This window comes from Kitasatospora sp. NPDC101176 (genome assembly GCF_044768035.1).
GTDB lineage: Bacteria > Actinomycetota > Actinomycetes > Streptomycetales > Streptomycetaceae > Kitasatospora.
Genome location: NZ_JBIWPA010000012.1, coordinates 94,458 through 114,590 on the forward strand (window position 1 = coordinate 94,458; position 20,133 = coordinate 114,590).

At 72.3% G+C, this 20,133-nt stretch carries 16 protein-coding genes and 1 pseudogene; 9 read left to right on the top strand and 8 right to left on the bottom strand.

Annotated features, from left to right (window positions below):
* Positions 1 to 24 precede the first annotated feature (24 nt).
* Positions 25 to 1,737 (top strand): GAF domain-containing sensor histidine kinase, encoded by a 1,713-nt coding sequence (locus ACIRS1_RS18830; RefSeq protein WP_360213363.1) that lies wholly within the window; start codon positions 25 to 27, stop codon positions 1,735 to 1,737.
* Positions 1,738 to 1,843: 106 nt separating this feature from the next.
* Here the strand turns inward: ACIRS1_RS18830 and ACIRS1_RS18835 are convergent, their stop codons facing one another.
* Complete coding sequence (locus ACIRS1_RS18835; protein ID WP_402840984.1) at positions 1,844 to 2,545, bottom strand: response regulator; 702 nt, start codon at positions 2,543 to 2,545, stop codon at positions 1,844 to 1,846.
* Positions 2,546 to 2,945: 400 nt separating this feature from the next.
* Here ACIRS1_RS18835 and ACIRS1_RS18840 point away from each other — a divergent pair, with 400 nt between their 5' ends.
* The 5 genes from ACIRS1_RS18840 (at position 2,946) to pflA (ending at position 11,103) form a co-directional block, all read left to right on the top strand.
* The gene (locus tag ACIRS1_RS18840; protein ID WP_402840986.1) at positions 2,946 to 3,806 is read left to right on the top strand and encodes a universal stress protein; all 861 of its coding nucleotides are present in this window, start codon (positions 2,946 to 2,948) and stop codon (positions 3,804 to 3,806) included.
* 403 nt (positions 3,807 to 4,209) lie between these two features.
* Positions 4,210 to 4,884, top strand: a complete 675-nt coding sequence (locus ACIRS1_RS18845; protein WP_402840988.1) for a CBS domain-containing protein — start codon at positions 4,210 to 4,212, stop codon at positions 4,882 to 4,884.
* A gap of 482 nt (positions 4,885 to 5,366) precedes the next feature.
* Positions 5,367 to 8,012, top strand: a complete 2,646-nt coding sequence (gene adhE, locus ACIRS1_RS18850; protein ID WP_402840990.1) for a bifunctional acetaldehyde-CoA/alcohol dehydrogenase — start codon at positions 5,367 to 5,369, stop codon at positions 8,010 to 8,012.
* A gap of 14 nt (positions 8,013 to 8,026) precedes the next feature.
* Positions 8,027 to 10,291, top strand: coding sequence for a formate C-acetyltransferase (gene pflB / locus ACIRS1_RS18855; RefSeq protein WP_402840992.1), 2,265 nt, complete (start codon positions 8,027 to 8,029; stop codon positions 10,289 to 10,291).
* Positions 10,292 to 10,368: 77 nt separating this feature from the next.
* Positions 10,369 to 11,103: a pyruvate formate-lyase-activating protein gene (gene pflA / locus ACIRS1_RS18860; protein WP_402840994.1), complete on the top strand. Its 735-nt coding sequence runs from the start codon at positions 10,369 to 10,371 to the stop codon at positions 11,101 to 11,103.
* Positions 11,104 to 11,211: 108 nt separating this feature from the next.
* On the opposite strand, the gene ACIRS1_RS18865 is transcribed toward pflA, so the two are convergent.
* The 3 genes from ACIRS1_RS18865 to ACIRS1_RS18875 form a co-directional block, all read right to left on the bottom strand.
* Entirely contained in the window at positions 11,212 to 11,679 is a 468-nt protein-coding gene (locus ACIRS1_RS18865) for a universal stress protein (RefSeq protein ID WP_402840997.1), read from the bottom strand.
* A gap of 60 nt (positions 11,680 to 11,739) precedes the next feature.
* Positions 11,740 to 12,756, bottom strand: a complete 1,017-nt coding sequence (gene adhP, locus ACIRS1_RS18870; RefSeq protein WP_402840999.1) for an alcohol dehydrogenase AdhP — start codon at positions 12,754 to 12,756, stop codon at positions 11,740 to 11,742.
* A 211-nt stretch (positions 12,757 to 12,967) separates the two neighbouring features.
* Complete coding sequence (locus tag ACIRS1_RS18875) at positions 12,968 to 15,655, bottom strand: glycosyl hydrolase (protein WP_402841214.1); 2,688 nt, start codon at positions 15,653 to 15,655, stop codon at positions 12,968 to 12,970.
* Between the two features lie 928 nt (positions 15,656 to 16,583).
* On the opposite strand from ACIRS1_RS18875, the gene ACIRS1_RS18880 reads away from it, so the two are divergent.
* Positions 16,584 to 16,868, top strand: coding sequence for a hypothetical protein (locus ACIRS1_RS18880; protein WP_402841002.1), 285 nt, complete (start codon positions 16,584 to 16,586; stop codon positions 16,866 to 16,868).
* A 217-nt stretch (positions 16,869 to 17,085) separates the two neighbouring features.
* A pseudogene (locus tag ACIRS1_RS18885) lies at positions 17,086 to 17,184 on the top strand (transcriptional regulator); the annotation flags it as partial.
* A gap of 10 nt (positions 17,185 to 17,194) precedes the next feature.
* Here the strand turns inward: ACIRS1_RS18885 and ACIRS1_RS18890 are convergent.
* Both ACIRS1_RS18890 and ACIRS1_RS18895 read right to left on the bottom strand, forming a co-directional pair.
* Positions 17,195 to 17,590, bottom strand: coding sequence for an MFS transporter (locus ACIRS1_RS18890; RefSeq protein ID WP_402841004.1), 396 nt, complete (start codon positions 17,588 to 17,590; stop codon positions 17,195 to 17,197).
* Positions 17,587 to 18,150, bottom strand: a complete 564-nt coding sequence (locus tag ACIRS1_RS18895; protein WP_402841006.1) for a hypothetical protein — start codon at positions 18,148 to 18,150, stop codon at positions 17,587 to 17,589. Before ACIRS1_RS18895 ends, ACIRS1_RS18890 begins: the two co-directional genes overlap by 4 nt.
* Here ACIRS1_RS18895 and ACIRS1_RS18900 point away from each other — a divergent pair.
* Positions 18,064 to 18,495 (top strand): arsenate reductase ArsC, encoded by a 432-nt coding sequence (locus ACIRS1_RS18900; RefSeq protein ID WP_402841009.1) that lies wholly within the window; start codon positions 18,064 to 18,066, stop codon positions 18,493 to 18,495. The two genes, ACIRS1_RS18895 and ACIRS1_RS18900, sit on opposite strands and share 87 nt — an antisense overlap.
* Positions 18,496 to 18,714: 219 nt before the next feature.
* Here the strand turns inward: ACIRS1_RS18900 and ACIRS1_RS18905 are convergent, their stop codons facing one another.
* Both ACIRS1_RS18905 and ACIRS1_RS18910 read right to left on the bottom strand, forming a co-directional pair.
* On the bottom strand, positions 18,715 to 19,368 hold the full coding sequence (locus ACIRS1_RS18905; protein WP_402841012.1) for a DUF4389 domain-containing protein: 654 nt from the start codon (positions 19,366 to 19,368) through the stop codon (positions 18,715 to 18,717).
* A gap of 118 nt (positions 19,369 to 19,486) precedes the next feature.
* Positions 19,487 to 20,020 (bottom strand): flavodoxin family protein, encoded by a 534-nt coding sequence (locus ACIRS1_RS18910; protein ID WP_402841015.1) that lies wholly within the window; start codon positions 20,018 to 20,020, stop codon positions 19,487 to 19,489.
* Positions 20,021 to 20,133: the final 113 nt, after the last annotated feature.

Consider the following 20,133-nt stretch of genomic DNA (forward strand, 5'->3'; position numbering starts at 1 on the left):
GCGGCAAGGGACGAGGAGGCTCGTATGGGCGGGGACGAGGTGCGGTCGCGGATCCCGCAGCTGCGGCTGGACGAGCTGTTGGAGGAGTTGCAGGCGCGGATCGACGCGGCCCGGGGCACTCGGGACCGGGTGCACAGTCTGCTGGAGGCGGTGCTGTCGGTAGGCCGCGAGCTGGAGCTGACGCAGGTGCTGCGGCGCATCGTGGAGGCGGCCGCTGTCCTGGTGGACGCCCGGTATGCGGCGCTCGGGGTGATCGGCCCCGACGGGGAGACGCTCTCCCAGTTCCTCACTGTGGGCATGTCGGACGAGCAGATCCAGCGGATCGGGCCGTATCCGACGGGTCGGGGCCTCCTGGGGGAGCTCATCCGCCACCCGGAGCCGCTGCGAATGATGGACCTCGCCGAGCACCCGTCGTCCGTGGGTTGCCCGGCGCAACACCCGGTGATGCGGGCGTTCCTCGGGGTGCCGGTACGGGTGCGCGAGGAGGTGTTCGGCAACCTGTACCTGACCGACAAGCGCTCCGGTGAGGAGTTCGACACCGACGACGAGTCGGTGATCTCGACCCTGGCGGTGGCGGCCGGGGTGGCGATCGACAACGCCCGGCTGTACGAGGAGGCGCAGCGCCAGCAGCGCTGGCTCGGCACGAGTGCGGAGATCACTCGTGGGCTGCTGTCGGGAGGTGACCGCTCCGAGGTGGTCGAGCTGATCGCGCGCCGGGCGCGGGAGATCACCTGCGCCGAACTGGCGGACGTCTCGGTGCCCGTTCCGGGTACCGGGACGGTGCGGGTCGAGCTGGCACTGGGCGGGGACACGGCCGGGAGGCAGGGCCTGGACGTGCCGCTGGAGGGCACGCTGGCGGGGGAGGCGTGCGCGCAGGGCTCGCCGGCGGCGACGGCGGACCTGGCGGGTGATCCGCGGTTCACGGAAGGGCCGCGACTCTACGACGGGCTGGGCCCGGCGGTGGCGGTTCCGCTGGGCCGCGCGGGTGGTCCGGTGGACGGCGTGCTGCTGCTGGCGCGGCGGACGGGGGAGGCGGCGTTCACGGACCGGGAGATCGGCCCGCTGCTGGGCTTCGCCGATCAGGCGGCGCTCGCCCTGGAACTCGCCGAACGCCGCCGGGACGCCGAGCAACTGGCGATGCTGGAGGACCGGGACCGGATCGCCCGGGACCTGCACGACCTGGCCATCCAGCGGTTGTTCGCGACCGGGATGACCCTGCAGAGCGCGGCCCGCTTCATCGAGCATCCCGGCGCCTCGGACCGGGTGCTGCGCGCGGTGGGGGACCTGGACGAGACCATCAAGATCATCAGGTCGACGATCTTCGGCCTGCGGGCGCGGGAGGAGAAGGGCGTCCAGGGCCTGCGGGCACGCGTGGTGCGGGTGGCCGAGGAGGCGCAGGCCGGGCTGGGCTTCCCGCCCAGGCTGAGCATGGAGGGCCTGCTCGACACGGACGTGCCCGCGGAGGTGGCCGACCACGTGGTGGCGGTTCTGGGGGAGGCGTTGAGCAACGCGGCCCGGCACGCGCGGGCCGGGCGGATCGAGGTGGTCCTGCAGGCGACCGGGTCCCGGGTGGTGCTCACGGTGCAGGACGACGGGGTGGGCATCCCGGAGCAGGGGCGGCGTAGCGGGCTGCGCAACCTCGCGGAGCGGGCCGAGACCCTGGGGGGTGTCTTCGAACTGGTCTCTCCGGAGGCCGGCGGCACCAGGTTGTCCTGGTCGGTGCCGCTGGAACACTGACCCGGCCTCACGGCGCCGTGTCCGTCGTGCCGGCCGCCGACCGAGAGGCCGGCGAGGGCGCCGGCCGGGCCTCGTCGGTGGGGGCTGGTGTCCCGAGGCGGTCGGTTCAGCGGCCGGGCCGATCGGTGGGCTGCCGGTTGGTTGCCAGGGTCTGGGTGGCGATCAGGGCGGCCTGGACGCGCCGTTCCACGCCGAGCTTGGCCAGCAGGCGGGAGATGTGGTTCTTGACGGTCTTCTCGGCGAGGTAGAGCCGTTGACCGATCTGGCGATTGGTCAGCCCCTCGCCGACCAGGGCGAGGACCTCCCGCTCCCGTTCGGTGAGCTGGGGCAGGTCGGAGCTCTGCTGGGTGGTGGCGTCGCCGCGCAGGCGGGCCATCAGACGGGTGGCAGCGCCGGGGTCGAGCATCGACTGGCCGGAGGCGACCGTGCGCACGGCGGAGACCAGGTCGGTTCCGCTGATCTGCTTGAGGACGTAGCCGGCGGCTCCGGCCATGATGGCGTCCAGGAGGGCATCCTCGTCGTCGAACGAGGTGAGGATCAGGCAGGCAAGTCCGGGCATGCTTGAGCGCAGTTCGCGGCAGACCGTCACGCCGTCGCCGTCCGGCAGCCGCATGTCGAGGATGGCGACGTCGGGGCGGAGGGCGGGGACCCGGGCGAGGGCCTGCTCGACCGTGGCGGCCTCGCCGATCACCTGGAGGCCCGGCTCGGCGTCCAGCAGGTCGTGCACGCCCCGACGGACCACCTCGTGGTCGTCCAGCAGGAACACCTTCACCGGGCCGCTCGTCCCAGCTGCCGGACTCTCCGTCATCACCGCTCCCACCCCCGTGTGCCCGCCCCGGTGGCAGGCTGCGTGAAACCTACGCGAAGTCTGGCGTGACCGGGGGTGGTTTCGGTAGGGCCGTCCGGCCCTACTCGGTCCGGGACACGGCTGTTGTGGAGCGTGGCGGCCAGGGGGTGCGACTCGATGACGGCCGGCGCCCGCGGTGAGGACCGCCTCACGGGGCTGCGCGCCGGGTCCGCTGTTCTGCAGTACGAGGCCGCACGGCGGCGGTGGTGCCGGACGCGCGATCCCCCGCGTGGCACCGGGACTTTGGGCCCGGACGCAGGGCTGCTCGTCCCCTGCCGCCGCCCTCGGCTACGGCGCGATGCTGTCCCGGACAGCGGGGACGCGGACGGCCGCGTCCCGTGGGACCGAGAGAGGACGCGACATGTCGCACTCCGTGGTGGTGGGGATCGACGGCTCGGAGCAGAGCACGGCGGCGGCCGCATGGGCGGCCGCCGAGGCCGACCGGAGCGGGCGGTCGCTCCGCATGATCCATGTCGGGGGGCCGGAGGACGGAAGGCCGCTGCGGCCGGAGGGGGTGGATGACGGTCTGCCGTCGGCGGTGCTCTCGGTCCGGGACCGAATCGCGGCCGTCCTGCCCGGCCTGGGGCTGTCGTGCGAGCGGATTCCGGGCAGCCCGGCCCACGCGCTCGCGGCGGCCGGCGCGCGGGAAGGACTGATCGTTCTCGGTTCGCGCGGGCTCGGAGGATTCACCGGCTTGCTGGTCGGTTCGGTGGGGCTCCGGGTGGCGGCCGACGCGCTCTGCCCGGTCGTGCTCGTCCGGGCGGACGCGGACGGCGAGGCCGCCGGGGCGGGTGACGTCGTCGTCGGCGTCCAGGGCGACCGGCCCTGCGCCGAGGTGCTCGCCTTCGCCTTCGAACAGGCGGCCCGCCGTGGCGTCAGCCTGCGCGTGCTGGAGTCCCGTTCGCTGCCGGCCGGCCCGTACGTGACGAAGGCCCCGGTCGACCAACCGGAGATCAGGGGCGCCCTGGCGGAGGCGGAACTGGTGCGCCTCCAGGACGCGCTGGCTCGTTGGCGGGACAAGTTCCCCCAGGTTCGGGTGGAGGCCGAGGTCACCTCCCGCCACGCGGGCGGCGCGCTCGTCGACGCCTCCCGAGGAGCCTCACTCGTCGTGCTGGGGCGGCGGACTCCCGGCCGTCAGGTGGGGGTGTCCCGGTTGGGGAGTGTGGCTCATGCCGTCCTGCACCATGCGCACAGCCCTGTCGCGGTCGTCCCACACGCCTGAACCGCCCGGTGGTGGCTGCGGCCCGGACCCGTCGAGGTCCGGGCCGCGGCCGTTCCGGGGTGCCGACCGGGTGCACTGGGCCGGTCGGTCCCGCGAGCGCCCCGCGCGGGGGGAGATCGGGCTGAAGGTCCCGGCACGGAGACCCCTTGGGCCCTTCGCCGGGACGCCCCGGAGGCGGATGGTTGAAGCACTCGGAATCGGCGAGAGGTACGAACCTCCCGGCACCCACGGAGAGTCGACTCGGCGGATCGGGCGCGACCGGTCAGGTCTGTCGGCCGACCGGAACGGTGCGCTGCACGCCCCGGTCGGCTCCGCTCACGGCCCCGAACGCCGAGCCGCCGTGCCGCACTCACCTGACCGGGCCCCACCGGCCCGACACACGTGCCCGAAAGGAAGTCCGACCATGCGACACCGGATCGTGGGAGAGCTGATGACCTCCGCCGTCGTGAACGTGCGGCCCGATACCGGCTTCAAGGAGATCGTCCGACTGCTCGCCGACCACGGCATCACCTCCGTGCCGGTCCTCGACGAACAGGACCGACCGCTCGGCCTGGTCTCCGAGGCCGACCTGCTGCTCAACGAGGTGTCCCAGGAGGACCCCGCCGGCCTGCTGCTCACCCCTCGGCTGTCGGCCCCCGACCGGGCCACGAGCCGCGCCACGACCGCCGAGGGCCTCATGACCAGCCCGGCCGTGTGCGCCCGCCCCGAGTGGACCGTGGTGGAGGCTGCCCGGGTGATGCAGCTCAAGGGTCTCAAGCGCCTCGTGGTGACCGACGAGGCCGGCCGCCTGGTCGGCATCGTCAGTCGCGCCGACCTGCTGCGCGTCTTCCTCCGCCACGACCGGGCGATCCGCGAGGAGATCCGCGGCGACATCCTCTCCCGCACCCTGGGCATCGCGCCGGACAGCCTCGACGTCCAGGTCCACGACGGACAGGTGACCCTGAGCGGCACCGTCGGGCACCGGAGCCTGCCGGCCGTCGTGGAGCGGCTGTGCCGGAGCGTGGACGGTGTGGTCTCGGTGACCAGCCGCCTCGACCACCGGGCAGGCGACACCGCCGCGCAACGCCCGGCAGGCTGATCCGGGCTCAGCGTAGAAGGTGCGGCCGGACCACAGGTCCGTCAGGACGCCGGCCCGGTCGCCCACGCCCTGCTCCACCACTCCGGCTGCCCCGTGGCGGTCGTGCCCGAGGGTTGAACGCCCGGCACCTGGCCCGGACCCTCGGGACCGGGCCGGGCCGACCGGCCCGCTGCGGTCGGAACCGGCCGACCGAGAACCTGCCGGACGTCAAGGGCCGCGCGCGAGGGCGTCGACCACAAGGAAGGAGGCAAGGGCGGTGGGGACCGCACGCCGGAGGCCGTGGGCGGACGCGCTGCCCACGGCCTCCAGCGTGCCCGTGCCCTTCGGCTCGTCAGGCGCCCGCGAAGGAGGGACCTTCGGCCCGACACGGTGCCCCTTTGGCCGCCTCCCTCGGCACCGCTGCCGGGAGAAGCTCTCGATGGAAGCGCGAGCAAGCCGCACGCGCCCGATTCCCGGACGATGAACCGAAAGGTGGTCCAGTCATGCCCCGCCACCCGCAGAACGAGGGCCCTTGTGACGAGGGCCCTCGTGACGAGGAGCCGACCGCCGTCGGCCGTCTGGTCGCCGACGCGCTGACGTCCCTCGAGGATTACGCCGACTTCACCCAGGAACAGGTCGACCGCATCGTCAAGAAGGCCTCGCTGGCGGCGCTGGCCGAGCACACCGGGCTCGCCGCGCTGGCCGTGGAGGAGACCGGCCGCGGGGTCTTCGAGGACAAGGCGGTGAAGAACGTCTTCGCCTGCGAGAACGTCACCCACGTGATGGCCCGGACCAGGACGGTCGGCGTGGTGCACCGTGACGAGATCGACGGCATCGTGGAGATCGCCGAGCCGGTGGGGGTGGTCGCCGGCATCACCCCGGTGACCAATCCGACCTCCACCACGATCTTCAAGTGCCTGCTGGCGCTCAAGACCCGCAACCCGATCGTGTTCGCCTTCCACCCGTCGGCCCAGCGCTGCTCGGCCGAGGCGGCCCGGATCGTCCGGGACGCGGCGGTGGCGGCCGGTGCCCCGGCGCACTGCATCCAGTGGATCGCGGAACCGTCGATGGAGGCCACCCGCGCCCTGATGAACCATCCGGACGTCGCCACCATCCTGGCCACCGGCGGCAACGCGATGGTGCGGGCCGCGTACTCCTGCGGCAAGCCGGCGCTGGGCGTCGGCGCGGGCAACGTCCCGGCGTACGTGGAGAGGAGCGCGGACGTGCGGCGGGCGGTGAACGACGTCGTGCTGTCGAAGTCCTTCGACAACGGCATGATCTGCGCCTCCGAGCAGGCCGTCGTCCTGGACGGGGAGATCCGGGAGGCGGCGCTCGCCGAGTTCCGGACGCTGAAGGCGCACCACGCGAGCGCGGAGGAGAAGGCGCTGCTGGAGCGGTACCTGTTCGGGGCGGGGGACGGTGCGACGTGCGCCGGCGGCCGGTTGAACGCCGAGGTGGTGGGCCGGTCGGCGGCGCAGGTCGCGCAGGCGGCGGGCTTCGAGGTGCCGACCGACACCTCGGTCATCCTCGCCGACTGCGAACGGGTCGGACCCTCGGAGCCGCTGACCCGGGAGAAGCTCTGCCCGGTACTCGCCGTCCTCACCGCCCGCTCCCGCGCCGAGGGCATCGAACTGGCTTCCGCGATGGTGGAGTTCGACGGTCTCGGGCACTCGGCGGCGGTGCACACCGAGGACGCGGCGTTCGTCGAGGAGTTCGGGCACGCGGTCAAGGCCTGCCGGATCATCTGGAACGCGCCCAGCTCGCAGGGCGGCATCGGCGACGTCTACAACGCGTTCACTCCTTCGTTGACCCTCGGATGCGGCAGCTACGGACACAACTCGGTCTCCGGGAACGTCTCGGCGCTGAACCTCGTCAACATCAAGCGGATCGGGCGGCGCAACACCAACATGCAGTGGTTCAAGGTCCCGCCGAAGATCTACTTCGAACGCAACTCGGTCAGGTACCTGGCGAGCATGCCGAACGCACACCGGATCGTCGTCGTCACGGACCGCACCATGGTGGAGATCGGCCACCTGGAGCGGATCCGGGGTGTGCTCGACCGCCGCCGCGACCCGGTCGAGGTGCGGGTCATCGACTCGGTCGAGCCCAACCCGAGCATCGACACCGTCCACAAGGGCGCAGCCCTGATGCGGGAGTTCGAGCCGGACACCATCGTCGCGCTGGGCGGCGGCTCGCCGATGGACGCCGCCAAGGTGATGTGGCTGATGTACGAGCACCCGGAGGTCGAGTTCGCGGACCTGAAGGAGAAGTTCTTCGACATCCGCAAGCGCGCGTTCACCTTCCCCGACCTCGGGGAGAAGGCGAAGCTGGTGTGCATCCCGACCACCTCGGGCACCGGGAGCGAGGTCACCCCCTTCGCGGTGATCACCGACACCGCCACCGGCCAGAAGTACCCGCTCGCGGACTACGCGCTCACCCCGAGCGTGGCCATCGTGGACCCGGCGCTGACCACCGGCCTGCCGAAGCACGTGACCGCGGACACCGGCTTCGACGCCCTCACCCACTGCTTCGAGACCTACGTCTCCGTCTACGCCAACGACTTCACGGACGGGCTCGCCCTCCAGGGCATCCGGCTGATCTTCGACAACCTGGAGCGCGCGGTGGTGAACGGACCGGACGACCCCTTCGCCCGGGAGAAGATGCACAACGCGGGCACGATCGCCGGCATGGCCTTCGGCTCGGCCTTCCTCGGCGCCGTGCACGCCATGGCCCACACCCTCGGCGCGACCTTCCACATCGCCCACGGCCGCACCAACGCCCTGCTGCTGCCGCACGTCATCCGCTGGAACGGCTCCGCCCCCGCGAAGGTCACCGGCTGGCCCAAGTACCGGAGCTACACCGCCCCCGAGCGCTACCAGGCGATCGCCCGGATGCTCGGTCTGCCGGCCGCCACCCCCGAACAGGGCGTCGAGTCCCTCGCCTCGGCGGTCGAGGAGCTGCGGGACAGGGTCGGCATCCCGCGGTCCTTCAAGGCGGCCGGCGTGGACGAGGCGGCGTTCCTGGCGGCCCTGCCGCAGCAGGCGATGAACGCCTACGAGGACCAGTGCGCCCCCGCCAACCCCCGGATGCCGATGCTCGCCGACATGCGGCGGCTGATGCGCCGGGCCTACTACGGCGACCAGGCCTGAGAGAGGACACCGTGATGACCACCTCGCAGCACGAGTCGACCACCACCGCCTGGAACGGCTTCCGGAACGGACCGTGGCGGGACACCATCGACGTCCGCGACTTCATCCAGCGCAACTACACCCCGTACGAGGGCGACGCCGCCTTCCTCACCGGCCCGACCGACCGCACCCTCGCCGTGTGGCGGCAGATCACCGACCGCTTCCCCGAGGAGCGGGCCAAGGGCGTGTACGACATCGCGTTCGACATCCCGTCGGGCATCACCGCCCACGCGCCCGGATACATCGACCGGGAGCGGGAGTTGATCGTCGGCCTGCAGACCGACGCCCCGCTGAAGCGCGCGATCATGCCCAACGGCGGCTGGCGGATGGTGGCGACCGCGCTGCGGACCTACGGCTACCCGGTCGACCCGGAGCTGGAGAAGGTCTTCACCCGGTACCGCAAGACCCACAACGACGGAGTGTTCGACGCCTACACGCCCGAGATCCTCGCGGCCCGCAAGGCCGGCGTCATCACCGGGCTCCCGGACGCCTACGGCCGCGGCCGGATCATCGGCGACTACCGCCGCGTCCCGCTCTACGGCGTGGACCGGCTGATCGCGGCCAAACGGGCCGAGAAGGCCGAGCTGGACGCGGGGCCCACCGATCCGGCGCGGCTGGAGGAGACCATCCGGCAGCGCGAGGAACTCGCCGAGCAGATCCGGGCGCTGGAGGAGCTCAAGGAGATGGCCTCGGCCTACGGGCAGGACATCTCGGGCCCGGCCGGCACCGCCCGCGAGGCCGTCCAGTGGCTCTACTTCGCCTACCTGGCCGCGGTCAAGGAGCAGAACGGCGCCGCGATGTCGCTCGGCCGCACCTCGACCTTCCTCGACGTCTACCTCCAACGTGACCTCGCGGCAGAGCTCCTGACCGAGCAGCAGGCCCAGGAGCTGGTGGACGACTTCGTCATCAAGCTGCGGATCGTCCGCTTCCTGCGCACCCCCGAGTACGACGAGCTGTTCTCCGGAGATCCGACCTGGGTCACCGAGTCGATCGGCGGCATCGGCACCGACGGCCGCCCCCTCGTCACCCGGACCTCCTTCCGCTACCTGCAGACCCTCTACAACCTGGGCCCGGCCCCCGAACCGAACATGACGGTCTTCTGGTCCCCGCGACTACCGCAGGGCTTCAAGGAGTTCTGCGCCCGCGTGTCCATCGACACCTCCTCGATCCAGTACGAGTCGGACGAGCTGATGCGCCCGCGCTTCGGCGACGACACCGCGATCGCCTGCTGCGTCTCCGCGATGGAGGTCGGCAAGCAGATGCAGTTCTTCGGCGCCCGGGTCAACCTCGCCAAGACCCTGCTCTACGCGATCAACGGCGGCCGGGACGAGAAGTCCGGCGTCCAGGTCGGCCCGGCCACAGCCCCTGCCGGCGGGGACGTGCTCGACTACGAGGAGGTGCTCGCCCGCTTCGACGAGCAGTTGGACTGGCTCGCCGGGACGTACGTCCACGCACTCGACGTCATCCACTACATGCACGACAAGTACGCCTACGAGCGCATCGAGATGGCCCTGCACGACCGGGACGTCCGGCGCACCATGGCCTGCGGCATCGCCGGCCTCGCGGTCGCCGCCGACTCGCTGTCGGCCATCAAGTACGCCGAGGTCACCCCGGTTCGGGACGAGACCGGCCTGGTCACCGACTACCTCGTCGAGGGCGACTACCCGGCGTACGGCAACAACGACGACCGGGCGGACGCCATCGCGGTCCGGCTCGTCGAGGAGTTCATGGCGAAGGTGCGCGAGCATCCCGCCTATCGGGGTGCCGAGCACACCCAGTCCGTGCTCACCATCACCTCCAACGTCGTCTACGGGAAGAAGACCGGCAACACCCCGGACGGACGGCGAGCGGGCGAGCCGTTCTCGCCCGGCGCCAACCCGATGAACGGGCGAGACGTCCACGGCTACGTGGCCGGGGCCCTGTCGGTCGCGAAGCTCCCGTACGAGCACGCCGAGGACGGCATCTCACTCACCGACACTGTCACCCCGGACGCGCTCGGCCGCACCCCCGAGGAGCGAGTGCGCAACCTCGTCGGTGTGCTGGACGGCTACACCACCTGCCGCGGCTTCCACATGAACGTCAACGTCCTCGACCGGGACACCCTCCTGGACGCGATGGACCACCCGGAGAGGTACCCGCAGCTGACCATCCGGGTCAGCGGCTACGCGGTCAACTTCGTCCGGCTCACCCGCGAACAGCAGCTCGACGTGATCGGCCGCACCTTCCACGACGCGCTGTAGCTCCCGCCACCCGCTCGCGGTGCCGGCGTCTCCCCGACCGAGGACGCCGGCACCGCGCCACACTCCGAGGACACCCGATGACCGCCACCGGCACGCTGCACTCCTGGGACCTGTCCACCGGAGTCGACGGCCCCGGCACCCGCTTCGTCACCTTCCTGGCCGGCTGCCCGCTGCGGTGCCTCTACTGCCACAACCCCGACACCTGGTCCATGCGCCACGGTCGGCCCCGCTCGGCCGAGGAGATCGTGCGCGAGGCCGCGAAGTACACCGACTTCATCCGCGCCTCCGGCGGCGGCGCCACCGTCAGCGGCGGCGAGCCGCTTCTCCAACCCGCCCTCACCGGCGAACTGCTGCACCGGTTCAAGCACGAGCTCGGCCTGCACACCGCCCTGGACACCTCCGGCTTCCTCGGCGCCCGCGCCTCCGACGCGCTGCTCGCCGACACCGACCTCGTGCTCCTCGACATCAAGTCCTGGGACCGGACCCTCTACCGGCATCTGACCGGCCGCGAGCTCGCCCCCACCCTGGCCTTCGCCCGCCGCCTGGCCGACCTCGGCACCGAGGTCTGGGTCCGCTTCGTCCTCGTCCCACACCTGACCGACCCCAGTGAGAACATCGAGGGCGTCGCCACCTTCGCCGCCTCGCTGGGCAACGTCACCCGCGTCGACGTCCTGCCCTTCCACAAGCTCGGCGCCGCCAAGTGGCGCACCCTGGAGCTGGACTTCCCCCTCGCCGACACGCCCGCCCCCACCCCGGACCGGACCGCCGAGGCCCGCGGCGTCTTCACCGCCCATGGCCTGTACGCCGTCTGATCCGCCAGGGTCGGACTGCGGACGCCCGACCGAGGACACCGCCAGGCAGGGCCCAGGAAACGCGTGCGCCGCGCCGATCACGTCGGCGCGGCGCACACGGTCCGGAGGTCACCGTCCGTCGCCGGGCTCCGCCTTCGCCCGCCCGGCCTCCCGGACGACGACGACCGGACAGGAGGCGTGCTGGACACAGTGCTGCGTGACTGAGCCGAGCACCGCCCCGGTGAAGCCCCCGTGCCCCCGGTTGCCGACGACGAGGAGCTCGGCGCCCTCGGCGACGGTCAGCAGGACCCGGGCCGCGTTGCCGGGGGCCACGCGCTCACGCACCTCCACCAGGCGGTCCAGGCCCCACTCCCGCGCGACCGTCTCGGCGAGGACCTTGCCGGCGAACGCCTCCGCGTCGCCGTCCACCGTCGCCGGGACCAGACCGTGGGAGGCCGGGTACTCCCAGGCGGTGACCGCCTCCACCGCGGCTCCGACCAGGGCGGCCTGCCGCAGAGCCCACCGGAGAGCGGCTCGGGAGGACTCCGAGCCGTCCACACCCACCACGATCCGCCGTCGTGCCGTCGTGCCGTTCATCCCGTACGCCGATCCCTTCCCTCGATGGTGGTCGCGTTTCCCCGATGACGGCCGCGCGGTTCAGCCGCGCAGGTCGAAGACCAGGCGGGCCGCGACCTTTCCTGCCAGGACCTCGTCGAAACAGGCGTTCACGTCGTCCAGGCGGCGCGTCTCGCGGATGACCCGGGTGCGGCCGAGGGCGTGCAGGCGGAACACCTCGGCGAGGTCCTCGCGGGTACCGACGATCGAACCGATCACCCTGGTGCCGTTCAACACGGTTTCGAAGACGGGGAGTTCGAGCTTGCCTCCGGCCGGAAGCGCGACCAGCACCAGCGTGCCGCCGCGCCGCAGCGCCCCGTAGGCGGCCTGGAAGGAGGCGTTGCTGACGGCGAGGGCGATGGCTGCGTGGGCGCCACCGAGGGCCTGGACCTCGGCGGCGACGTCCTGGGCACGGGCGTCCAGGACGTGGTCGGCGCCGAGGTCCCGGGCGAGTGCGAGCTTGTCGTCGGTGACGTCGACGGCGATGGTCTCGGCGCCGCAGATCCGGGCGTACTGCAGGGCCAGGTGGCCGAGTCCACCGATGCCGGACACCAGGACGCGCGTGCCCGGTCCGGCCCCGGAGACCTTGAGCGCCTTGTACGTGGTCACGCCCGCGCAGGACAGCGGTGCGGCGTCCAGCGGGTCGATGCCGTCGGGGACGGGCACGACGTAGTCGCCGTGCGCGAGCGCGTACTCGGCGTAGGCACCGTCCACCGAGTAGCCGCTGTTGTGCTGGCGGAGGCAGAGCGTCTCCCAGCCACTGACGCAGTGGTCGCAGCGCCCGCAGGCATCGGCCAGCCAGGGGATGGCGACCCGCTCGCCGACCCGCACGTGCCGCACCTGGGCGCCGGCCTCCTCGACGACGCCCACCCCTTCGTGTCCGGGCACGAACGGCGGGTTCGGTGTGACCGGCCAGTCGCCGTGGGCGGCGTGGATGTCGGTGTGGCAGAGGCCGGAGGCCTCGATCCTGACCCGCACCTGGTGCGGGGCCGGCCGGGGCACCGGGCGGTCCTCGATGACCAGCGGAGCGGTGAAGTCGTGGACGACGGCGGCCTTCATGGTGTTCCTGCCCTTCGCGCGGTGGGGGCGGCGCCATCCGCGGGTGGCGCGTCACATCCATCCCACACCCTCCGGCGGGGTCTCGCTCGGGCCGGAAGGTGCACCCTGCCCGGGCCCTTGGTCCCGCTGCTCCCGCCGCAGCCCCCGAGGCCGGTGTGCGGACCGGTCATCCGGCCGGTCCGCACACCGGCGGTGTCGCTCACCGAGGGGATCAGTCGTCGACCTCGTCGTAGCGGCCGTGGCCGAGGCGGCGCAGGTCGAAGGACCAGATGCCGCGGCCGAAGGTGGCGGCGTAGAGCTTGCCGTCGGGGCCGATCTTCAGCTGCTGCACCGAGGTGGTGGGCAGGCCCTTGCCGAGCACCCTGAAGTCGGTGGTGCCGGGCGCGCGGTAGAAGGCGGCGAGGTCGGTGCCGAGGGCCAGGCCGCCGTTGGGCAGCAGCTTGATCGAGGTGGCGGGGACGTCGGGCAGGTTGGCTGAGACGTCGGTCCAGGTGGTGCCGCCGTCGTGGGTCTCGAAGAGGTGTCCGATGCCGGCGCCGGGGCCCTCGGTCCAGCTGCGGGAGAAGCCGCTGAAGGAGACGAAGACGTGCTGGGCGTCCTTCTCGTCGACCGCGAAGGAGGAGACGTAGCGGTTGGGCAGGGTGCCGTCGACGGGCAGGTCGAGCTGGTGCCAGCCGGTGCCGTCGGTCTTGCCGACCGCGATTCCGCGGCTGAAGCCCTGGTTGTTGCAGGGGCCGCACCAGCCCGCGTACACGGTGCCGTTGACGGTGGCGACGGCGGTGGCGACGTGGCCCTCGCCGAGGTCGTAGGCGGAGGTCCACTCGCTGCCGCTGCGGATCGCGTAGCCCTTGTGCTGCACCCAGACGTGCCGGCCGCCGGCGATCCAGGTGTGGCCGTCCTTCGGGTCGCTGGTGATCGGGGCGATGAAGCGGGCGCCGGCGCCGCCGAGGTCCTTGTCGGGCGGGGCGACCTCGTAGGAGGTGGCCTTGCTCGGGTCCTTCGTCCAGCCGCCGTCGTTGACCGCGCAGTTCTGGGTGACCCACATGTCGAGGTAGACGTACTCCTCGGCGATGTTGCAGCCGTCGGCCGGGTCGACGAGGGTGTCGGCGCCGTCGCCGCCGAAGTTGGAGCCCATCACCTTGTCGTGGGCGCGCAGGATGGATTCGCCGTTGTCCTGGAGGCCGCCGCTGACGATCACGCCCTTGCCGGAGCGGTCCGCCGGGTCCTTGCCGACGCCGACGGAGTAGTACTGCAGGGTGTCGATCGTGCCGTCGTTGAGGGACTTCCAGTCCTTGGCGTGGCCGCCCGCATCCAGCTGACCGTTGACCGGACGGGTGTAGATGCCGCCGTCGTTGCCCACGTACACCGAGGCCCGGCCGTGGTCACCGCCGATGGCGACGGCGTGCTGGTCGGAGTGCGTGGTCGGCGAACAGTCGCCGGTCTGCTTGGCCGGGTCGATGCTCCAGCACGGGAACGGGTTGTTCCAGTACGGCGCGATGGTGGCCCACTTGGCGCCGCCGTCGGTGGTCTCGAAGACCTCCTCCAGACCCGCCCAGACGTGGTCCGGGTTGGCCGGGTCGACCTGGAGGAACTGGTTGTACCAGGACTGGATGCCGGGCTGGTACCCCTCGTCCTGGAGCGCGGAGCCGGAGCCCTTCAGCTTGTCCTTGTCCGCGACCAGCGTCCACGGGCCGGACGGGGAACCGGACTTGGAGGCGTAGACGCCCTTGAGGCCGGTGTCGGGGTTGTGCGCCATGACGTCCGGGGACTGGTCGATGGCGTAGTAGCGCGAGCCGTCCGCCGAGCGGGCGAAGGTCACGTTGCCGACGTTCGCGGCATCGGTCGGCAGATCGCCCAGCGAGGTGACGCGCTGCCAACTGCCGTCCGCGGCCTTGCCGTAGAAGCCGTTGTAGGTGTCGCCGCCGCGCCACCCCACCGCCAGGATCACCTTGGACGGGTCCTTGGGGTCGATCGCGACGTCGTTGGCGATGTTCTTGTACGGCGCGCTCGGGTCGCCCGCCTTCGAACCGCCCGGCAGGTAGTCGGGGTTGGGCGCGAACTCCAGCGTCCACGGGCCGGACAGCGTGGTGGTGGAGTGGCTCCACACGCCACGGTTGGTGGCCGCCCACACCGTGTCCCCGGCGAAGCGCAACTGGTGGATCGTGGTGGACTCGAGCTCGGCGCTGCCGATCCGGTTGCCGGGCTGGAACTCGCCGTGCTTGGGGTCGGAGAGCACGTACACGCCGGTGCCGACATAGGAGGTGGCCCCGGTGTTGGACTCGCCGGTGGCGTACCAGAGCCGGCCGCCGCCGTCGAGGTCCAGGGTGCCGGTGGACAGCGTGGGCAGCCTGTCGGCGATCGCCTCCCAGTGCCCGCCGCCGGTGCGGGAACGGAACACCCCGCCGTTGGCGCCGCCCGCGTAGACGTACCCGTCGTCGTCCGCGGCGAGGCCGGTGATCCGCCCGGTGACGAAGCCGGCACCGCCGCTGGAGTTGGAGTTGACGTCGCGGTAGCGCGGGTCGTCCCCGTTGTACGGCTTGTTCGTCACGTGGTCCCAGGAACCACCGGTGTGCGGCAGCGACTGCAGCTGCGCCCAGGCCGCGCCGTACGCGCCGGGGGCGACCACGCCGGGGGCGGTGCGGGCCTCGGTGTACTGCGCGGTGCCCTCGGCGGAGTTCTCCGCCTCGTCGCCCTCGTCCCCGCCGGACTCGGCCTTGGCGGAGAACGCCTTGGCGGAGGAGGCCTGGGCCGTGGTCGTGCCCCTGACCTTCTGGGCGTGCTTCTGGCCGATCTCGGTCAGGCGCTGGACCGGGACGGGCTGGGTCCCGGGCTGTGCGGCGGGTGCGGCGAGGGCCTGAGTGGTGGTCAGGCCGAGCGCGGTGAGCGTGACGGCGCTCATGAGCAGCCGTCGTCGTTGCCTGTTCGGCACGGGTGCTTCCTCCCCTGGGCGTCCGGGGTGCGCGGTCGCGCGCCCCGGCTGGAGCAGACCGAAGCCTGTCCGGTGCGGTGGCACGCCGGGAAGGGGAATCCGCGTAACGAATGATTAAAGCCAATTCTGTTAAATCAGTTCAGTAGAAAGAGAGTTCGGTTCGGCAGGAGGTGGTCAGGGCCTCGACGGCGAGGCAGAGTGGGGGCGCGCCGACGGAACCGAACGGGCGCGGCTGCCGTCTCATGACCGCACCTCCGCACGAACCGGGAGCTCCTACCGCATGGACCGACACAGAGCCGTGGGAACCGCCGTCCTCGTCCTCGCCGCGCTCGCAACCGCCTCGGCCTGCGGCGCGGACGAGCGCGGCGCCAACCGGCCTGCCGGCACGCCCGCGGCCCCCATCACCTCCGTCCCGGCAGCGCCTTCGGCAGCGTCACCACCGGCGCCGGGGACGCCACCGGCCACCACGACATCGACCTCACCGGCCTCGGGCACAGTGCGGCCCGCACCGCCCCGAACCGCCGCTCCACCCTCCGCGGACGCCTCCATGCCGCCCGCACCCGTTCCGTCCCTCGACATCGAAAACCCGACCGACCTGCTCCATGGCTCCGCCGCCACACCCACTCGCCCGGCGAGCTGACCCGGCGGTCGGCCGGTGGTCGAGGCGGGTACTGCTGTGCGACTGACGGGCGGGAGGACCACCCGCCGGACAGGTCCGTCGCGGCGCACCGCGGTCGCGACTGGGCATGACGGTGGACGCGCACGGTCTTACGGTGGATTCATGGGCACGATCCGGGCGCGGCCCGGGCAGAACCCGCCGGCCTCCATGTCATCAGGGCGGACAGGACGGATGAGACCCGGACATCGGAGAAGAGAGAACACGGAGGAGGCACCCGAGATGAGGACCCCAGGCTTCACCGCAGAGCAGTCCCTGGGAGATGCCGCGACCCCGTACCGGGCGTCGGCCCGCTGGGCGCACGGCCCGGGCAGCGTGTGGCCCGCCGGGCTGGACGTCCGCTGCCGGGTTCGGCGTCGTACCGGGTCCGTCCGCAGGGACTTCGCGGAAGCGACGACGGTGACCTGTGAACCGGGTTCGTCCTCGGTCTGCGAGGAGTACTGCGACCACGCGGGCGGCGGCATGTCCAGCAATCCTGACGGCTCCACCACCTGCACCGTCATGTAGCGGACACCCGGGCATTCAGCCCTCCGTCAACTCCTTCACGCGGCGCCCGGGATCACCTGCCGGCAACAGTGTTCCGCGGCCGGCCCCCGATCCGGCCGCGGCGTCGCCCGTCCCCGCAGGCGTGGTCAGCACCCGCCGCCGGTCTGGGAACAGGAGGATCCGGAGTCGGTGGCGCCGAGGGTGATCAGCTGCGGTGCGGCGGGCGCCGAGCAGCAGCTTGCCCACGTCCGAGCGGCGGGGCACCTGGGTCTACTACCGCGTCGCCCCCTCCGTGCTCGCGGGCATGGCCGGCCTGCTCGCCGCCGCCGGCCGCTGATCCGCCCGGCTCACCCGGCGACGGTGGAGGCCGCGAGGTTGCCGAGGGACTGGGCGGTGGCGAGCAGGCCGAAGGCGGAGCCGCACAGGTCCTTCGGGGCGAGTGCGGCGACGGCGGAGTGCTGGGCGGTTTCCACGGAGCCGATGCCCGCGCCCGCGAGGACGAACGGCACCGCCAGCATGGCGATCCCGGCGGTGTCGATGGTGAACGAACCGTAGGCGGCGGCGAGTGCGTCGACGCCCGCGGCCAGCACCAGGACCGGGCCACGCACACCGAGGCGGTCGGCGATCCGCCCTGCGGGAACGGAGGCCGGGGCCGGTCCGGCGCGCCGCAGGTGGTGACCGGCGGCGAGGCCTGCCCGGCCCGCGCCGACGACGAGGACCTGGACACGCCGGATCCCGCTCACTTCGACCCGGAGGTGCGGCGGTGGGTGAAGATCAGCGCCGCCAGGGCCAGGCCGACGGCGCCGCCGATCAGCTGCATGCCGATGAAGCCCGGCACCGAGCTCGGGGCGATGCCGGCGAAGGTGTCGGTGAACGCGCGGCCGACCGTCACGGCGGGATTGGCGAAGGAGGTGGAGGAGGTGAACCAGTAGGCGGCGCCGATGTAGGAGGCGACGGCGACCGGGGCGAAGCGCAGGTGCTCGGTCCTGGCCAGGCCGAAGATCAGCAGGACCAGTCCGGCGGTGGCGACGACCTCGCCGAGCAGCAGGTGCCCGGCCGAGCGGTCGTGCGTGGACCAGTTCACCAACTGCTCGCCGAACATCGCGTCCGCGAGGATCGCCCCGGCGATCGCACCCGCGATCTGTGCGGGAACGTACGCGGCGACCACCGGCCCGTCCCACTGCGGGCACCGCGCAACCGAAGGACACCCCCCACCATGACCACCCCGCCGACGGCCTCCGTGCTGTTCGTCTGCATCCACAACGCCGGCCGCTCCCAGATGGCCGCCGGCTTCCTCACCCACCTCGCCGGCGACCGCGTCGAGGTCCGCTCCGCCGGCTCCGCGCCCGGCGGCCAGGTCAACCCCTCCGCCGTCGCCGCGATGGCCGAGCTCGGCATCGACATCTCCGACCAGAAGCCGAAGATCCTCACCACCGAGGCCGTCCAGGCGTCCGACTACGTCATCACCATGGGCTGCGGCGACGCCTGCCCCTACTTCCCCGGCAAGAAGTACCTCGACTGGAAGCTGGACGACCCGGCCGGCCAGGGCGTCGAGGCCGTGCGCCCCATCCGCGACGAGATCAGGGGCCTCATCGAAGGCCTGATCGCCGAGATCGACGCCGAGGCAGCCGCCGGCCGGGAGAGCTGACCGCCACGGCCGGCACCGCTCGGACCGGGGCCCGGGTACGCGAGGGGATCATCGCGCCACTCCTGGCCCGCCCGGGGACTCATCACCCGGCTGCCCGGACGGGCGGTGGCCGCGCTGGTCACCACCGAGGTCGCGACGGCCTGTGGCACACCCGTCGTGGCGTTCCGCCGCCGGGTCGATCGTCGGCGCGCGTCCGGAGGGCGCAACCGCGGGGCTAGGTCACGCCGTGCCCCCGCCCGGTTCGTCGCCGCCCAGGTCGAGGCGGAAGGGCGGGTACTCGTCGGTCATCAGTGCCGCGTAGGCGGCGACCCGGAGCACCCAGCGGTCGAGGCCGATGACCAGGTCGAAGAGGTCGCGGGGGTAACTGCCGGTGAAGGCGAGGGCGACGGCGGAGATCAGCACAAGCAGTCCGACGAGCCCCGTCTCGGTCCAGCCGACGTGCCCGCCGCCGAGGAACACGCCGACCACCAGGTAGTGCGGGATCGCGAGCAGCCACCACTTCACCAGGACCAGGCCGCGGGACAGCCGTTCGGGGTAGGCCACGTCGAGGCGGGTCGGGTAGTCGGGTTCCTCGCGCAGGCTGAACGGTGGGTAGCGGTCGGTGCCCAGCGCGCCGTACGCGTAGTAGGAGACGCGCCAGCTCCAGCGCAGCACCCCGAGGTTGAAGTCGAACAGGGCGCGCGGGTAACGCTCGGTGAAGAGGATCGCGAAGAAGGCGACCACGCTCACCAGGACGAAGGCGATCCACAGGAAGAACAGCACGACGAAGTGCGGGATCACCAGGAGCCACTTCACCAGCCACAGCCAACGGGACAGCGGCAGGTCCGGAACCGCGGTGAGCCGGACCGGGCGGTAGGCGGCGGATGTGGACATGACGGCCACTCCTTCCTGGCCGGAACGCGGGGCCGAGCGCCGGGACCGAGGACCTCGGACGCGGTGGCGTCCGGGGCCGCGCCGGAAGTGTGAGGGCAGCAGCCCTCAGGTCCGGTCGTCAGACCAGGCTGGCGCCCCAGGCGCGGGCACGGTCGAGCTCGCCGGTGCGGACCGGCCCGTCGGCGCCCTCGACGATGAAGCCCTCGGGGTCGGCGACCACGTCGTAGTGGTGGCGGGAGAGCCGGTGGGCGATGCCCTCGGCGGCGCCCCCGCTGCCGGGTGTGGCGCCACGGGTGTCGAACGCGGCGGCGTGGGTACCGGGTTCGGTCTTGGGGAGGTCGTGGAACCAGTGGCGCAGGCCCGGGCCCTCCGCGGTCTCCCGGGCTTCGGCGGCGGCCTCCTCGCGGCCCTCCTTCTTCGACTCGGCGGCGACCGCCATCCGGCGGCTCAGCCCGGAGGACATGCCGCGCATGTGGGTCGGGCCGCCGACCACCAGCAGATCGGCGGAGCGGGCGAGGTCGCCGTCGGCCTCGGCCACCGGGAGACAGTCCACGGCAGCGGAGGGATCGGCCTCGTGGACGCCCTCGGCGATGGCCTCGGCGATCTCGCGGGTGTTGCCGTACATGCTCTCGTACACGATCACGGTGTGCATCGCTTCCACCTTTCCTCACCTCCAGGCTCGCACCGAGCGGACCGTCCGGACTCGGGCCGTTCGGCCCCAGCGCGCCGCCGGAGGGTCCGCTCCAGCGGCGCCGGAACACGGCG

Bases quoted from the DNA above. Each gene is read 5' to 3' on its own strand.
- ACIRS1_RS18830 (WP_360213363.1), top strand. From the start codon at position 25: ATGGGCGGGGACGAGGTGCGGTCGCGGATCCCGCAGCTGCGGCTGGAC.
- ACIRS1_RS18835 (WP_402840984.1), bottom strand. From the start codon at position 2,545: ATGACGGAGAGTCCGGCAGCTGGGACGAGCGGCCCGGTGAAGGTGTTC.
- ACIRS1_RS18840 (WP_402840986.1), top strand. From the start codon at position 2,946: ATGTCGCACTCCGTGGTGGTGGGGATCGACGGCTCGGAGCAGAGCACG.
- ACIRS1_RS18845 (WP_402840988.1), top strand. From the start codon at position 4,210: ATGCGACACCGGATCGTGGGAGAGCTGATGACCTCCGCCGTCGTGAAC.
- adhE (WP_402840990.1), top strand. From the start codon at position 5,367: ATGCCCCGCCACCCGCAGAACGAGGGCCCTTGTGACGAGGGCCCTCGT.
- pflB (WP_402840992.1), top strand. From the start codon at position 8,027: ATGACCACCTCGCAGCACGAGTCGACCACCACCGCCTGGAACGGCTTC.
- pflA (WP_402840994.1), top strand. From the start codon at position 10,369: ATGACCGCCACCGGCACGCTGCACTCCTGGGACCTGTCCACCGGAGTC.
- ACIRS1_RS18865 (WP_402840997.1), bottom strand. From the start codon at position 11,679: ATGAACGGCACGACGGCACGACGGCGGATCGTGGTGGGTGTGGACGGC.
- adhP (WP_402840999.1), bottom strand. From the start codon at position 12,756: ATGAAGGCCGCCGTCGTCCACGACTTCACCGCTCCGCTGGTCATCGAG.
- ACIRS1_RS18875 (WP_402841214.1), bottom strand. From the start codon at position 15,655: ATGAGCGCCGTCACGCTCACCGCGCTCGGCCTGACCACCACTCAGGCC.
- ACIRS1_RS18880 (WP_402841002.1), top strand. From the start codon at position 16,584: ATGAGGACCCCAGGCTTCACCGCAGAGCAGTCCCTGGGAGATGCCGCG.
- ACIRS1_RS18900 (WP_402841009.1), top strand. From the start codon at position 18,064: ATGACCACCCCGCCGACGGCCTCCGTGCTGTTCGTCTGCATCCACAAC.
- ACIRS1_RS18905 (WP_402841012.1), bottom strand. From the start codon at position 19,368: ATGTCCACATCCGCCGCCTACCGCCCGGTCCGGCTCACCGCGGTTCCG.
- ACIRS1_RS18910 (WP_402841015.1), bottom strand. From the start codon at position 20,020: ATGCACACCGTGATCGTGTACGAGAGCATGTACGGCAACACCCGCGAG.